Below are 14,155 nucleotides of genomic sequence, written 5' to 3'. Positions count from 1 at the left end.
GTCCCACAGGTGAGGTGGAGGACTCAATGCAGCGCAGTACCTTGCTATCCGGTGCGCTGCTGGCCGTGGTCGCGGGTCTGTTGTGTCTGGTCGGGGAAGCTCTCGGTCTGGACACGCAGCACGTGGCACTGGTCGGCGGGGCCCTGGGAGGTGTCGTGGGGCTGGTGCAGGATCGCACTCCGGCGATGCGCGCGACCGGCTTCTTGATCGGGCTGTTCGTCGCCTGGCTCGGATTCGCCGTACGGGCGCTCTATCTGCCCGACTCGGCATCCGGCCGGGCCGTCGCGGCGGTTGCCGTGGTGGCCGTGTGCGTGGCGTTCACGGCCGGCTCGGCCGATCGGATCCCGTTGTGGACCTTGCTGCTCGGCGCGGCCGCGATGGTCGCCGTGTACGAGGAGACCTATACCGCGGACAGCCCGGCCTTCCTGGCCCAGTCGCCGTCGGCGGCCACCGGCGTACTGCTGGCGGCCGGGATCGGGTTCCTGGCGACCTCGCTCCAGCGACCGCGACCGGTGCCGGCGGCAGAAGTTCCCGCTGACGACACCCGTGAGCTTGCCTCGACCGAAGGAGACCGTGCGTGACCGCCCGACGCATTACCCGGGGACTGGCTGTCGCCGTCGCCGTCCCGTCCGCTCTCGTCCTGTCGACGTCCCCGGCGCTGGCGACGTCGAGCGCACTGTCCGCCGGACCTGTCACCGTCACCAACACCGAGACCGTCCAGGCCAGACTCGACCCCAGCGGCAAGGTCCAAGGCGCCCGGGTCTACGAGCAGCTCGCGTTTGTCGGCACCGGAAAGGTGAAGGTCGCCAACCCGGTGTCGACCGACAGCCTGCGCAACCTGGACAGCTTCGGCGGATTCTCGGTCAAGGACGGCAAGATGGCCGTCGATCTGTCGGTGGACGGCGAGCAGCGGATTCGCACCGTCAGCGACTTCGACAAGAAGAAGCTGCCGATCAAGGTCTCTGTCACCTACACGCTGAACGGCAAGAAGCTGTCCAAGCCCAGTGACGTCGTCGGCAAGAAGGGCCGGCTGGAGGCGCACTACGTCGTGGAGAACACCTCGGCCAAGACCGAGTCGGTGCCGATCACCGATGGGTACGGCAAGCAGGTCGTCGAGGAGGCCGAGGTCGTCATTCCGATGGTCGGTCAGCTCACGACTGTGCTGCCGCCCGAATTCGGTGACGTCACCTCGGCCGAGGCGAACAAGGCCGGCGACGGCAAGGGCGGTACGAAGCTGAGCTTCACCGCCACGCTGTTCCCGCCCGTCGGTGCGGCGAAGGCGGAGTTCGGTTGGGCGGCTGAGGTCAAGGACGCGATCGTCCCCGAGGCCGAGCTGACCGCGTTGCCGGTCAGCCCGCTGGAGAGCCCGACGTTCAAGACCGCGGTCTCCGGATACCAGAGCGGTGCCGAGAAAGGCGCCGACCTGGTCGAGGGCGGTACGACGCTCGACTCGAACCTGATCCGGCTGCGGGACGGCGCGCAGAAGCTGCTCGGCGGCCTGCTGCAACTGAACGCCGGTGCGAAGACGCTGAACGAAGGCCTCGCCAACCAGGCCGCGCCCGGTGCGACGAAGCTCTCGAGCGGCGCGTCGAAGCTGGCGGACGGCCTGGATGAGCTCGAGTCCGGTGCATCCCGACTGCGTGCGAAGACCGGCGAGGCCGCCAAGGGTGCGGACAAGCTGGACAAGGGCGCCGGCGAGCTGCAGAAAGGCGCGAAGGACCTCGCCGCGGGTGCCGGCAAGCTGAAGACCGGCACCGGCAAACTCGCCTCCGGCCTGGACCAGGCCACCGGCAAGGCACCTGCCCTGATCGACGGACTGAACCAGGTCAGCGGCGGCCTGAAGAGCGTCGAGGACGGGCTCGGTCAGATGTACGGCGGCATCGGCCAACTGCCCGCCAAAGCGAAAGCCCTGCACGACGGCGTGGCGCAGCTCCGCGCGGGGATCGGCTCGGTCGGAGCCGAGGGAACGCTGCTCGGCGGACTGGAGAGCCTGAAGAAGCAGCTCGCTGCCTCCGGTCCGGGAATCGACAAGATGCGCGGTGGCGTGCACTGCGCGGCGGATGCGCTCGATGCGGTCAGCAACGGCAAGCCGGACGGAAAGTACGACGAGACCTGCTACGGCGCCGCGGCCGCGCAGCTGAACGGGCCTGCCGGGGCGCTGAACGTCGGGCCGGAGACCAACCCGGTCAAGAAGATGATCCTCGACTCGGTGATCGCCCAGATGGGCTCGATGGGTGACCCGGTGCCCGATCTGGACAAGCCGCTGCCGGATTCCGCCAAACTGCAGGTTGCGCTCGCTTACCTGAAGGGCCGGCTGACCCAGCGCGCCGTACCAGGGATTGCGCAGCTGCAGTGCGGGCTCGACAACCGGGTCTCGGGCTGTCCCGACTCGGAGCCTGGCCTGATGCAGGGGCTCGCGGCCTTGGATGCCGGCGTCACCAAGTTGGTGTCTGGCGTGGTTGCCAGCGTCCAGGGCGGCATCGGCACCTCGAAGGACACACCGGCCAACAAGACTCTGCGTGGTGGGGTCAACGGGCTGCAGGGTGGCGTCGGACAGATCCAGGCAGGTGGCAAAACGCTGCTGGCCGGCCTCAACCAGCTGTCGGACGGCGCTGACCAGCTCGACACCGGTGCGGGTGCGCTGTCCACCGGTACTGGCAAGCTCAAGGCGGGTGCCGGTGTGCTGGTGAACGGCACCGGGCGGCTCGACAACGGGCTCGGGTTGCTGGCCGGCGGTACAGGCAAGCTGGCCGACGGTGTCGGTCAGGCCAAGACCGGCTCGGACCAGCTGGCGCAGGGTTCCAAGGATCTGGCCACCGGAATCGGCTCCGCGGCCGAGGGTTCGGGCAAGCTGGCGGATGGTCTCAGCACTGCCACCGAACAGGCGCCCGCTATCCCCGACGGCGCCGGCCGGCTCTCGAAGGAAGGTGCGAAGGTGCTGACCAAGAACGGCGCCGACACCGCACGCGACTTCGGCCGCCGGTACAGCCTGCTCTCCGCCGCCGCCGACCGCGCCAAGACCGAGTCGATGCCGTTCGGTGCTCCCGAGGGTGCGACCGGCGCAACGGCGTACTCGCTCAAGCTGGCTGGAGCTACCGGTGAAGGCGACCGCAGCTGGATCCGCCTTCTCGCCGGCCTGGCCGTCTTCGGTGTCGCCATCGGCGCCACCAGCCTCTTCCGCAGGCGCGCCACCTCCTGAGGTTCGCTGCCCGAGCCGGGCCGGTCATGGGCCCGGCTCGGGCAGCGTTGTTTGGACGATCTGCGAGGATCGGGGTGCGGGGGTCGCGTGGAAGGAAGTTCGGATGACTGGGCGGCATGGTGACGAGCCGGTTGATGGCGGGCCGGGGCCGTACAGCGGACTGTTCGGCGCGGTGCCGGACACGCACGGCGACCAGTCAACGCCGCCCAAGCAAGTGACGGTCGCCGCGGTCATCTCCGCCGGACTGGGCGCGATGTGCCTGCTGCTGGCGGCGCTGGCGCTCACGTCCGCAGGCGGCCAGATCTCCGAGGTACTCACAGGCTCCCGAGGCAACACCCCAGTCGCCGTAGCGGCCGCACTAGTCTGCGCCGTCGTCTACCTGGTCCCCGCCCTCTACCTCCGCAAACGCCGCCCCTGGTCCCGCTACGTCCTGATCGCCGTAGCAGCCCTAGGCATAGCAGGCGGCGCAATGGCCCTACCAGCCAGCCTCCTAGGCCTAGCCATCCACGTCACCCTCCTAACCCTCATGCTCCAACGCCCCACCAAACTCTGGTTCCACCCCCGCTAACGCAGTTTCTGGAGGCGGGTTAGGGCTTCTTTTAGTACTTCGGGTTGTTTGCAGAAGGCCCAGCGGACTAGGGGGCGGCCTGGTTCTGGGTTGTCGTAGAAGACTTGGTGGGGGATGGCTACTACGCCGGCTCGTTCGGGGAGCATTCGGCAGAAGTCGATGCCGTCGGTGTGGCCGAGGGGGCGGATGTCGGTGGTGATGAAGTAGGTGGCGGCGGGGAGGTGGACCTCGAAGCCTAGGTCGGCCAGGCCGGTTGCCAGGAGGTCCCGGCGGGACTGGAGGTCGGCGCGGAGGGCGTCGTAGTAGTCGTTGCCTAGGGCAAGGGCGTTGGCTACGGCGGGCTGGAAGGGGGCGCCGGAGGTGAAGGTCAGGAACTGTTTGGCTGTGGTCACGGCGGTCACCACCTCGGGGGAACCGGTGACCCACCCGATCTTCCAGCCCGTGACCGCGAACGTCTTCCCGGCGCTGCTGATCGACACGGTCCGGTCGGCCATTCCGTCGTACGTCGCGAGCGGCCGGTGCGTCCCGTCGTACACCAGGTGTTCGTAGACCTCGTCCGTGATCACGATCAGGTCGTGTTCGAGGGCGACGTCGCGGATGCCGCGCAGTTCCTCGTCGTTGAGGACCATGCCGGTCGGGTTGTGCGGTGAGTTGATCAGCAGCACCTTCGTCCGCGGCGTGACGGCGGCGCGCAGTTCGTCGAGGTCCAGGCGGTACGACGGTGCGCGCAGCGTCACGGGTACGCGCCGTCCGCCGGCGAAGGCGATCCCGGCCGCGTACGAGTCGTAGTACGGCTCCAGCGCGATCACCTCGTCACCGGGTTCGACGAACGCGAGCAGCGCGGCCGCGATCGCCTCGGTCGCGCCGGTGGTGACCAGGACCTGCGTGTCCGGGTCGTACGAGAGGTCGTAGAACCGCTTCTGGTGGTCGACGATCGCCTGCCGCAGCGCGGGTACGCCGCGACCCGGCGGGTACTGGTTCGCGCCGGCCCGGATCGCCGCGATCGCGTCCTCGAGCAGCGAGTCCGGCCCGTCGCGGTCCGGGAACCCCTGGCCGAGGTTGACCGACCCGGTCGCCACCGCCAGCGCGGACATCTCCGCGAAGATCGTCGTACCGAGGCCGGTGAGCCGCTCAGCGTGTGCGCGCATGCCCTCGACCCTAACCCTCACCGGCCTCGATCATGTGCCCGAGCCAGGTCCGTACCGCAGCCCGATCGGCCGCGCTGAACGACGCCTCGAGCTCGCCTTCGACCTTGCGTACGGCGGGTGCCGCGTCGGCCAGTCGTTGTTCGCCGGCCGGGGTGAGGTGGACCTGCTGGGTCCGCCGGTCCTTCGGGTTCGGGCGGCGCTCGACCAGGCCGGCTCGCTCCATCCCTGCGATCAGTTCGTTCGCGGACTGCCGCGCCGTTCCGACCTCGCGGCCGACCTCGGCGACGGTGCGGCCGGGCAGTTCCCGCACCAGGAGCAGCGTGCCGTACTGCTGCACCGAGAGCCCGTGCTCGTCCAGGGCGGCGGCCAGGGCCGAGCGCATGCTCAGCCAGGCGTGCCGGACGAGGAAGGTGACGCAGCCGGTCGGGTCGTCGGGATCCATGCACCACATTCTGCCGGGCGCGCGCCAGAGCACGCGGTATCGCGAAAAGGAGATTGACAGGTTCCTGTCAATCGAGGACGATGGGAAACCTCGTCAGGGTCCTGTCAATCATAGGAGACTTCGTGTCTGCGATCGACCCCCCGCGGCAGCGCCGCATTCTCGCGATCCTGGTCGTCTCGGCTGTCCTGATCTGGATCGACTCGACCGTCCTCGGTATCGCTCTCGAACGCCTCGCCGACCCCGTGCAGGGTCTCGGCGCCACGCCCGGCCAACTGCAGTGGGCCGTCGGCATCTATTCGCTGTTGTTCGCCACCGCCCTGTTCCTGGCCGGCGCCCTCGGGGACCGCTACGGCCACCGGACCATCCTGATGCTCGGCCTGCTGATCTTCGGCATCGCCTCCGCGTGGGCCGCGTGGGCCACCGACCCGGTCGGCCTGATCCTCGCCCGCGCCACCATGGGGCTCGGCGGTGCCCTGATCATGCCCACGTCGATGGCGATCATCGGGTGGACCTTCCCGCCGGAGCGCCGGGCCGGTGCGATCGCGGTCTGGTCGTCGTCGGCCGGTGTCGGCGTCGCCGTCGGACCGGTGCTCGGCGGCGTACTGATCGATCACTTCTGGTGGGGTTCGGTCTTCACGATCAACCTGCCGATCGTCGTGTTCGGCCTGATCGGCGCCGCCGTCGTACTCCCGAATCCGCGTAGCCCGCAGCGCCGCCGGCTCGATCCGCTCGGCCTCGGCCTGTCCACGCTCGGACTGCTCGGCTTGTCGTACGGGCTGATCGAGGGCGGTCACCAAGGCGGCTGGGATCGCTGGCAGGTCTGGGCGAGCATCGGCGCCGGCCTCGTGCTGCTCGCCGGCTTCCTCTACTCCGAATGGCGCGAACCCGAGCCGAGCTTCGACCCGCGCCTGTTCCGCAATCGCCGGTTTGCGGCGGGCAACCTCTCGCTGGCGGCGGTCTTCCTCACCATCACCGGACAGGGCTTCTACCTCGCCTTCTACCTCCAGGGTGCCCGCGGCATGAGCGCGCTGGACGCCGGCCTGATGTCGTTGCCCGGGGCAATGGGCGTGATCGTGGGCGCCCCGCTCGGTGCCCGGCTGGCCGCCCGCTTCGGTGTCGCGAAGGTGTCGGGTACGGCGATCCTCACCCTCGCGGTGTGCTTCGCACTCAACCTCACGTACGACGTCAGCACGTCGCTCGTGGTGATCGGGATCATCGGCGGCATCGCCGGACTCGCGATCGGCATGACCGTCGCGCCGACGACCGCGGCCGTGATGGCGACGCTCCCGATGGATCGGATCGGGGCCGGGTCCGCGGTCAGCAACGCCCTCCGCCAGGTGGGCAGCGTTCTCGGTGTCGCCGTACTCGGGACCGTTGTGTCGTCGACGTACCAGCACCGGATCGCGCCCGCGTTGACAGGCCTGCCGAACGAGGAGGCGATCGGTACGTCGGCTGAGGCGACCCGCCACGCGGCCGGCGCACTGCACCGCCCCGACCTGGTGCAACTCGCGAACGACGCCTTCGTCCACGCCATGCACCTCGCGGCGGGCGTCGCCGCGGGCATCGTCCTCCTCGGCGCGATCGTCCTCACGGCCGCCTTCCGGACCTCCAGGCCATCACAATCACCGGATCACGAAGCGACCACGCCGGAGCGCGCCGGCATCGGCTGATTGTGATGGCCTGGGGAACCGTCAGTTCCACGGAGACGGCGGCGGGGGTGGTACGACGGCGGGGCGGTCCTCGCACCACGTCGCGCCGGTCCAGCCGCCGTCGTTGCCACTCAGCAGCCGTACGTCGAACTCGGGCGGGCCGTTGAAGTGGAATGTGCCGCAGTTGTTGACGAATGGGACTCCCACGTTGCGGGCGTCGACGTTCTCGAACGTCGCCCAGCCGCCGACCCGGGCGTTGACCACGTTGGTCCCGGTGCCGTCGACCTTGATGTTGCGTACGGCGACTCCCGTGATCGCGTAGTCGTCCTTCACCGGCCAGTCGACGACGAACATCATCGCGTTGTACGTCGAGTCCAGGAACGAGCTGTCGGTGATCTCGATCGGAGCCGACATCGTGGACTGCAGCGCGTACAGCCAGATCGCGCCGAGGCCGATGTTCCAGTTGAGATCGCGCGGACCGCCGCGGACCGTGGTGTTGCGGGCGAACCTCAGCGTGCCCTCGAACGGCGTCGCGTTGAATCGCGAGCCGGCGTGCAACGTGCTGCCCTCGCGGATCGGATCGGCGACCAGGTTGTCGGTGACCGCGTTGTCGCGGCCGCCGTAGATCGCGATGTTGTTCGCGAGCACGGGTGTCTGGACGGTGTTGTGGTCGTAGACGTTGTCGTGATTGACCAGACCGGCAGGGTTCGCCTCCGACCACATCGCGAGGCCGTCGTCGCCGCTGTTGCGGACGAAGTTGTTGGTCGCACGAACGTTGGAGGCACCAAGATGCAGGTTCATGCCGTCGGCAACGGCGTCGGTGATGACGTTGTTGCGGATCAGCAGGCCGTCCATCGGGCCGTCGAGCCAGATGCCGACCTTGGTGTGGTGCAGGTACAGGTTCTCGATCGTGGAGCCGCCGCCGATCGCGCCGCCGATCCCGTTCACCTGGTCGGTGTCGATGCGTTCGCGGACGTCGCTCTCGAGGGCGAAGTCCGACAGATGTACGCCGGTGCTCCCGCCGTCGGCGGCGTACTTGCCGTAGAAGCCGGGTGCGCTGTGCACCGACTTGTCTGGCGCTGGCTCCGCGAGTGGGAGCACCTTGCCCTTGATGATCGTCCGCCAGTTGCCGGCGCCGCGGATCGTCACCCGGTCGACGACGATGTGCCGGTTCACCTGGAACGTGCCCGCGGGGATGAACACCGACCAGCCGATCCGTTGCGCGGCCGCGATCGTGCGCTCGATCGCCGGCGCGGAGTCCCGTCGCCCGGTCGGGTCGGCGCCGAAGAGCCGCACGTCCAATGAGCGCTTGGGTTGCTTCAGGGGCGCTCCGACCAGCTCGAAGTCCGCGACGTCGAGCACGGTCCACGCCGCCGCAGTCGCACGAGGTACCGCGAACCGGATCCGCGAGCCGGCCTGGTACGTCCGGTCCAGCATCATGCGCTGCTCGTCGTAGAAGTGGTTCGGCCGGAACGGTTTCGCGACCGGATCCGGTTCCGGCTTCCACCAGCCCGGGATGGGGTCGACGTTCGGGTCGTTGGAGAACGGATACATGCCGTACAGCCAGGCGTACTGCGACGTCAGCGTCATCGTCCGCCGGTGCTTCCCGTTGACGCTCACGTCGAGTGGCGCGGTGATCCCGCCGCCGGCCGGAGCGTCCGGGATGCTGTACCGCAACGTGAACGCGTTCGCGGGCTGCGTCAGCGTGAATTCGGCGTACTGCTTGGGCTGGAGCCGCACGGCGGTCCGCCCGGAAGCCTCAGCCGGGAGCGTGTATGCCTCCCGCCCCGGGCCGAGCTGCTCGCCGGTGAAGGCGGCGTTCTCCGCCTCCTGCTCGACGAACGGTACGTCGGCGCCGCGGCCGGTCACCAAGGCGGGATCGAGGCCCGCGCGGGTGATCCGCGGCGCGGGGCCTGCGGCGGCTGGTTGGGACGTGAGTACGGCACCGAGGAGCGCGGTCGTCACGGCGACCGCGATCAAGTGCGAACGGGACATCGGCGGATCCCCTCCCGGACGAAGTGTCTGGAGGTTATGCACCCGACGAGCGGCGCGCAAGATCTCGACAGGTCAGAGAAATTTCCGAACCATGAAGACGTCGACCGGATCCTCGTCGTCGACCACGAAGCCGTGGCGTTCGTACAGCTTCCGCGCCGGGCTGCCCTGCAGGACGTTCAGCCAGACGGTCGCGCCGTCGGCATCCGCGCGACCCAGAACACTCCGCAGAACCGCGGTCCCGAGGCCCTGGCCCTGGTGCCGCGGGTCCAGGTAGAAGTGCTCGAGCCACCACTGCCCACCGCCTGCCGTCTTGGTCGGGCGGAGCGTGACCGAGCCCGCCGGTTCACCGTTGACCTCGATGATCTGGGTGTGCTCCGCGGCGAACGAATCGCGCAAACGCTGGCGGACCCGGTGCTCGTCGTACCGCCCGAGGCGTTCCAGGTCGGGGCGCATGACAACAGCACGGAGCTCGACGAGTTGGTCGAGGTCGGCAGTGGATGCGGGGCGAAGGGTCCAGTTCACGGCAGCGCCGGTTGTGGGACGGGGCGGAGGGCGCGGAGCCAGAGTTCGGTCTGGGCGATGTGGGCGGACGCGGCGGTGGCGGCGGCCGCGGGGTCGCGGGTGGTGATCGCGGCCAGGATCGCGCGGTGGCCGCGGTCGCTGGTCTGCTTGATCGCGTCGAAGTCGGCGCCGGGCTCGAAGATCCGGTAGTGGCCGCCGCGGCCGCGGATCACGTCGGTGAGCGCGGTGACGGTCGGGTTGCCGCCGGCCGCGCAGATCAGGCCGTGGAACTCGGCGTCCAGGTGCTGGATCTCGGTCGCGTCGGTGGTCGACTCGAGCTGGTCGAGGACTGTGCTCAGTCGCGCCGCGAGCTCCGGGTCCTGGCGGGCGGCCGCGGCGGCGGTGGCGTGCGCCTCGAGCACCCGGCGTACCTCCAGCAGTTCGAGCACGCCTTCGAGCGGGATCAGCTCGACCGACAGCGAGAACCGGCCGATGATCGCGGCCGGATCGAGCGCGGTGACGTAAGTGCCCGAGCCGTGCCGGGACTCGATCACCCCGAGCGCGCCGAGCGACCGCACGGCCTCCCGCAGCGAGCTCCGGGACACGCCCAGGTGGTCGCACAACTCGGGCTCCGGCGGGAACTTCGCCCCCGGCCCGAGCTCCCCGGACGCGATCATCTGCCGCAACCCGGCCAGTGCCTTGTCCGTAGCAGCCATCCCCTCACCTCCTCCCGAAGCGTAAGTCCTCAGACCACTTCTGGTCACATCTGTTCATGCTCAGCCTGCCCCCCGTGACTTTATCGGCGATTCATCAGATGTTTGCGCGGAGGAAGCCGGGCAGGTCGGCCGCCCGCCAGCGCCGGGCCGCGAGCTGCTCGTACGGCGTTCCGCCGGTCACCCAGACCGTCGTCATCCCGCGCTCGTGCGGCCCGGTCAGGTTCACCTCGAGATCGTCGAACATCGCGGCCCGCGCCGGGTCGATCCCGAACGACGCGAGGAACGCGTCCAGGCTCTCGTCGTACGGCTTCGGGACGAGGTCGGCGGCGAGGATGTCGAAGACGCCGTCGATGCACCCGGTCAGTCCGAGGCGGTCGAGCACCTGCTCCGCGTGGTACGCCGAGCCGTTCGTGTACACGTACCGCCGCCCGGGCAACTCTTCGAGCACCTCCGTCAGCACAGGATCGGGACCGATCGTCGAGTAGTCGAGCCGGCGCTCGAAGCCGAGGAAGTCATGCGGGTCGATGGTCCCGGTCACCATCGCGCCGCGGAGCGACGTGCCGTACGCCGCGACCAGGTCGGCCTGAATGCGCCGGGCGCCGGCGAGATCGGTGCCGTAGTACTCGGCGATCGTCGAGAGGATGCCGTGGGTCAGCTGTCCGGCCAGCGCCGAGTCGGCGGGGTACAGGGTGTTGTCGAGGTCCAGAACCCAGGTGTCGATGTCCGCCAGCACCTGATCAGAGTAGGTGACACACTGGGTGCGTCACCGACGGGAGGACTGCACGATGCCGACTGCGCTCGTCACCGGGCCGGCGACCGGGATCGGCCGGGCGTTCGCGGACAAGCTCGCGCTCGAGGGGTACGACCTGGTGCTGGTGTCGCGGGACGAGGCGCGCCTCAAGGAGGTTGCCGCCGACATCACGCGGCTGCACGGTGTCGAGTGCGAGGTGCTGGCCGCCGACCTGACCGACGCGGCCGATCTGGCGCGCGTCGAGGAGCGGTTCCGGACCGGGCCGATCGAGCTGCTGGTGAACAACGCCGGCTTCGGGCAGAAGAAGCCGTTCTGGGAGAACCCGGTCGAGGTCGAGGAGAAGCAGCTCGATCTGCTGGTTCGCGTCGTACTGCGGCTGACGCATGCCGCCGTACTTCCGATGATCGAGCGCGGCTCGGGTGCGGTGATCAACGTGTCCTCGGTGGCCGGATTCCTGCAGCGCAACATCTACAGCGCGCACAAGGCCTGGGTGACGAGCTTCTCCGCCGGGTTGGCGACCGGGCTGCACGCGCAGGGTGTCGCGGTGATGGCGCTGTGCCCGGGGTTCGTGCACACCGAGTTCCACGAGCGGATGGAGATGGACAAGACGCTCATCCCGTCGTTCATGTGGCTGGACGCGGACGAGCTCGTCGCCGCGGCCTGGAAGGACCTCATGCGCGGGAAGGCGATCTCGATCCCGAGCCGCCGCTACAAACTCCTGGTGATCGCGGCCCGCTTCACGCCCCGAGCGCTCATCTCCCGCGTGTCGACCGTGGGCCTGGACGGCCGCCGTCCCGCGTCGTCGGCTGCAAAGACTCGCAGAGAGTCCAACTGACCTCTAGGCGCATCGCCGTCGCTGTGCGATCTTGCTGCTAGTTGGCACTTGAAGGGGCCGCCGAGGCGGGCAGGTGCCGGCGGGGGGAGACATCATGGGCATGCCATCGGTTAGGTGCAGAAGGTACGCCGCCGCGGTGATGGCGCTTCTGCTGGCGCCGGCGACGCTGACGGTTGCTGCCACACCGGCGAGAGCGGTGGTGGCCAATGTCGCGATCTCGGCGACCGTGGCGTCGAACGGCACCACGACCTTGAGCTACGGAGGTACGGCGACCCGACCGGGAACGCTGCGCTACATCCTGGTGTCGATCCCGCCGGGCTCAGGTGGGCGGATCACGTCGGTCAACGGCGCCGTACGCACGGTCTCGCCGGGTGTGCTGCAGTGGCGACCGACGAGGACACTGACCGTTGCCGTCGGCGCCCGCTTCTCGATTCCGTTCTACGGCGTACTCCTGCCGAGCGGAGGCCCGTGGTCGTTGAGCTTCCGGGCGATCGGCACCACGGGAGCCGCACTGTCCGCCGGCACTGGCACGCTGGTCCGCCCGGCCAACGTGCGCATCACCGCGACCAAACCGATCCCCGGCCAGAAGACAACGCTCACCTACGCCGGAACAGTTGGCCGCCCCGGCATCCTGACCGCTGTCCGGATGAAGTTGCCCACCGGCGCGACAGGATCGTTGACGAGTGTCAACGGGACCCTGACGGTTGCGAGTGGTTATGCGACCTGGCGCCCGCGCTCCCCGCTCAGCGTCCGCGGCGGCGTACGACTGGCGATCCCGATCTACGGCGTCGCGCTGTCCAAGTACGGCGGCATCATGAGACTGGGGATGGTGGCGACCACATCGACTGGCGCCCAACTGATGGCGGGAACGGGAACCCTCGCGCTCATCGCGCCACCCGCGCCGATGCCGACGATCCTGGCCGGCTCGTTCCCTGTGAGACCTGCAGGATGCCCGACCGCGTGGCCGACGACGGCCGCCGAGAACGCGAAACCGGGCACCGGGGCGTGGGTCATCCCGACCACGATGAACGGTCCGCTGGCCGCGTACCTGACCAAGGTCTCCGCGACCTGCGGCAGCGCGGTCGACCTCAAGGTCACGTCCGGCAGACCGGTCAGCGTCGTGGCGTATCGGGTGGGGTACTACCAGGGCCTCGGAGGGCGCGAGGTGTGGCGGCGGGACGGCGTACCGACTGTCGTGCAACCGACGCCGACGATCGGTGGTACCGCCAACGGTCACCCACTGCGGATGGCGTCCGCGGCGAACTGGTCGAAGACGCTGACCATCGTGGTGGACCGGAACTGGGTGCCGGGCACCTACCTGATCAAGGTGAGCGACGGCAGGTACGCTGCGTACGCCCCGCTGACGGTTCGCGACGACACCGGCCGGAAGCACAGCCTCCTCATCCAGCAGGCGACGACGACCTGGGAGGCCTACAACTGGTACGGCGGCCGGAGCTTCTACAGCAGTGCGACGACCGGTTCCGGTCGGCTGACGTTCGACCGTCCGTACGCCGAGGGCCAAGGCTCCGGGCAGTTCCTGCCGTTGGAGCAGGGACTGGTCGTGTGGGCGGAGTCGAAGGGGCTGGACGTCACGTACTGGACCGACAACGACCTGGACGTGTACGGCGGACAACTGGCGGCGCGGGCCGGGACGATCTTCCTGCCCGGGCACGACGAGTATTACTCGTTGCGGATGCGCGCATCGATCAGTCAGGCGATCAAGCGCGGCGTCAACGTGGCCAGCTTCGGGGCCAACGCGACGTACCGGCGCATCACCTTCACCGACAGCACCCGGCGGAGCTGGGATGTCGACCGGTACATCGCAGGCGGGAGCTCGACCCTTTGGCGGTACCTCGGTGACGCGTACGCATCGCAGCCGCTGCTGGGTGCCGAGTACAGCTGCGGCATCTTCGCGGCCAATCTCAGGACCGGAAGTGGCTGGCTGTTCCGCGGTATCCCGGTCGGCACCGTCGTACCAGGCTTCCTTGCGGGCGAGGCCGACTACGTCTGGCCGGGGTTGTACAAGCACCCGGGACTGGGCATCGTCGCGAGCGGCAGCGCCAAGTGCCGTTCGACCGGTACGTCGACCCCGATGCACTCGACCGCGTTCGTCGCGCCATCGGGAGCGCGGGTGTTCAACGGATCGACGTTCACCTACGGCTGCTTCCTGGTACGCCGCTGTCCGTCGAACCTGGGGATGCCGGCGCAGTCGGTGGAGTCGCGACGGGTGGTGACCACGATGGTCACCAACATCACCAACTGGGTCGGCCGCGGGACGATCGGCGTCACCGAAGGAGCTCCCGAGCTACGGGTGGCCGTGCCCAATCACGAGTTGGCGACCGACGACTGAC

Annotated in this window: 12 protein-coding genes; 6 read left to right on the top strand and 6 right to left on the bottom strand. The window is 69.0% G+C overall.

Translation table 11 applies throughout. From position 1 onward, the window contains the following. Positions 1 to 26: 26 nt before the first annotated feature. The 3 genes from ACLJOO_RS09325 (at position 27) to ACLJOO_RS09315 (ending at position 3,767) form a co-directional block, all read left to right on the top strand. The gene (locus ACLJOO_RS09325; protein WP_410786466.1) at positions 27 to 581 is read left to right on the top strand and encodes a hypothetical protein; all 555 of its coding nucleotides are present in this window, start codon (positions 27 to 29) and stop codon (positions 579 to 581) included. Next, positions 578 to 3,199 carry a hypothetical protein gene (locus ACLJOO_RS09320; protein WP_410786465.1) on the top strand — a complete coding sequence of 874 codons (2,622 nt, stop codon included), beginning with the start codon at positions 578 to 580 and terminating at the stop codon, positions 3,197 to 3,199. The genes ACLJOO_RS09325 and ACLJOO_RS09320 overlap by 4 nt, the downstream gene beginning before the upstream one ends. A 103-nt stretch (positions 3,200 to 3,302) precedes the next feature. Further along, on the top strand, positions 3,303 to 3,767 hold the full coding sequence (locus tag ACLJOO_RS09315; protein WP_410786464.1) for a hypothetical protein: 465 nt from the start codon (positions 3,303 to 3,305) through the stop codon (positions 3,765 to 3,767). On the opposite strand, the gene ACLJOO_RS09310 is transcribed toward ACLJOO_RS09315, so the two are convergent. Further along, the gene (locus ACLJOO_RS09310) at positions 3,764 to 4,915 is read right to left on the bottom strand and encodes a pyridoxal phosphate-dependent aminotransferase (RefSeq protein WP_410786463.1); all 1,152 of its coding nucleotides are present in this window, start codon (positions 4,913 to 4,915) and stop codon (positions 3,764 to 3,766) included. The two genes, ACLJOO_RS09315 and ACLJOO_RS09310, sit on opposite strands and share 4 nt — an antisense overlap. Positions 4,916 to 4,925: 10 nt before the next feature. Continuing rightward, positions 4,926 to 5,357, bottom strand: a complete 432-nt coding sequence (locus ACLJOO_RS09305; RefSeq protein ID WP_410786462.1) for a MarR family winged helix-turn-helix transcriptional regulator — start codon at positions 5,355 to 5,357, stop codon at positions 4,926 to 4,928. Between the two features lie 122 nt (positions 5,358 to 5,479). Here ACLJOO_RS09305 and ACLJOO_RS09300 point away from each other — a divergent pair, with 122 nt between their 5' ends. After that, the gene (locus ACLJOO_RS09300; RefSeq protein WP_410786461.1) at positions 5,480 to 7,027 is read left to right on the top strand and encodes an MFS transporter; all 1,548 of its coding nucleotides are present in this window, start codon (positions 5,480 to 5,482) and stop codon (positions 7,025 to 7,027) included. Positions 7,028 to 7,048: 21 nt separating this feature from the next. Here ACLJOO_RS09300 and ACLJOO_RS09295 read toward each other — a convergent pair whose 3' ends face one another. The 4 genes from ACLJOO_RS09295 to ACLJOO_RS09280 all read right to left on the bottom strand — a co-directional run bounded on the left by ACLJOO_RS09295 (position 7,049) and on the right by ACLJOO_RS09280 (position 10,951). Next, a complete protein-coding gene (locus ACLJOO_RS09295; protein ID WP_410786460.1) occupies positions 7,049 to 9,001 on the bottom strand; it encodes a glycosyl hydrolase family 28-related protein in 1,953 nt (650 codons plus the stop codon). A gap of 72 nt (positions 9,002 to 9,073) precedes the next feature. Continuing rightward, entirely contained in the window at positions 9,074 to 9,523 is a 450-nt protein-coding gene (locus tag ACLJOO_RS09290; protein WP_410786459.1) for a GNAT family N-acetyltransferase, read from the bottom strand. Next, on the bottom strand, positions 9,520 to 10,218 hold the full coding sequence (locus tag ACLJOO_RS09285; RefSeq protein WP_410786458.1) for a FadR/GntR family transcriptional regulator: 699 nt from the start codon (positions 10,216 to 10,218) through the stop codon (positions 9,520 to 9,522). The genes ACLJOO_RS09290 and ACLJOO_RS09285 overlap by 4 nt, the downstream gene beginning before the upstream one ends. A 94-nt stretch (positions 10,219 to 10,312) precedes the next feature. Further along, positions 10,313 to 10,951 carry a pyrimidine 5'-nucleotidase gene (locus ACLJOO_RS09280; protein ID WP_410786457.1) on the bottom strand — a complete coding sequence of 213 codons (639 nt, stop codon included), beginning with the start codon at positions 10,949 to 10,951 and terminating at the stop codon, positions 10,313 to 10,315. 52 nt (positions 10,952 to 11,003) lie between these two features. Here ACLJOO_RS09280 and ACLJOO_RS09275 point away from each other — a divergent pair, with 52 nt between their 5' ends. After that, positions 11,004 to 11,804: an SDR family NAD(P)-dependent oxidoreductase gene (locus ACLJOO_RS09275; protein ID WP_410786456.1), complete on the top strand. Its 801-nt coding sequence runs from the start codon at positions 11,004 to 11,006 to the stop codon at positions 11,802 to 11,804. A gap of 139 nt (positions 11,805 to 11,943) precedes the next feature. Then, complete coding sequence (locus tag ACLJOO_RS09270) at positions 11,944 to 14,154, top strand: N,N-dimethylformamidase beta subunit family domain-containing protein (RefSeq protein ID WP_410787138.1); 2,211 nt, start codon at positions 11,944 to 11,946, stop codon at positions 14,152 to 14,154. Position 14,155 lies beyond the last annotated feature (1 nt).

It is taken from the genome of Kribbella sp. C-35, from assembly GCF_046549195.1.
Taxonomy (GTDB): Bacteria; Actinomycetota; Actinomycetes; order Propionibacteriales; family Kribbellaceae; genus Kribbella.
Note: the sequence above shows the minus strand (reverse complement) of the source record. Positions and strands in the feature narration are given on the sequence as shown.

Coding starts and splice junctions, on each gene's coding strand:
- ACLJOO_RS09325 (WP_410786466.1), top strand. CDS start 27: ATGCAGCGCAGTACCTTGCTATCCGGTGCGCTGCTGGCCGTGGTCGCG.
- ACLJOO_RS09315 (WP_410786464.1), top strand. CDS start 3,303: ATGACTGGGCGGCATGGTGACGAGCCGGTTGATGGCGGGCCGGGGCCG.
- ACLJOO_RS09310 (WP_410786463.1), bottom strand. CDS start 4,915: ATGCGCGCACACGCTGAGCGGCTCACCGGCCTCGGTACGACGATCTTC.
- ACLJOO_RS09305 (WP_410786462.1), bottom strand. CDS start 5,357: ATGGATCCCGACGACCCGACCGGCTGCGTCACCTTCCTCGTCCGGCAC.
- ACLJOO_RS09295 (WP_410786460.1), bottom strand. CDS start 9,001: ATGTCCCGTTCGCACTTGATCGCGGTCGCCGTGACGACCGCGCTCCTC.
- ACLJOO_RS09285 (WP_410786458.1), bottom strand. CDS start 10,218: ATGGCTGCTACGGACAAGGCACTGGCCGGGTTGCGGCAGATGATCGCG.
- ACLJOO_RS09275 (WP_410786456.1), top strand. CDS start 11,004: ATGCCGACTGCGCTCGTCACCGGGCCGGCGACCGGGATCGGCCGGGCG.
- ACLJOO_RS09270 (WP_410787138.1), top strand. CDS start 11,944: ATGGCGCTTCTGCTGGCGCCGGCGACGCTGACGGTTGCTGCCACACCG.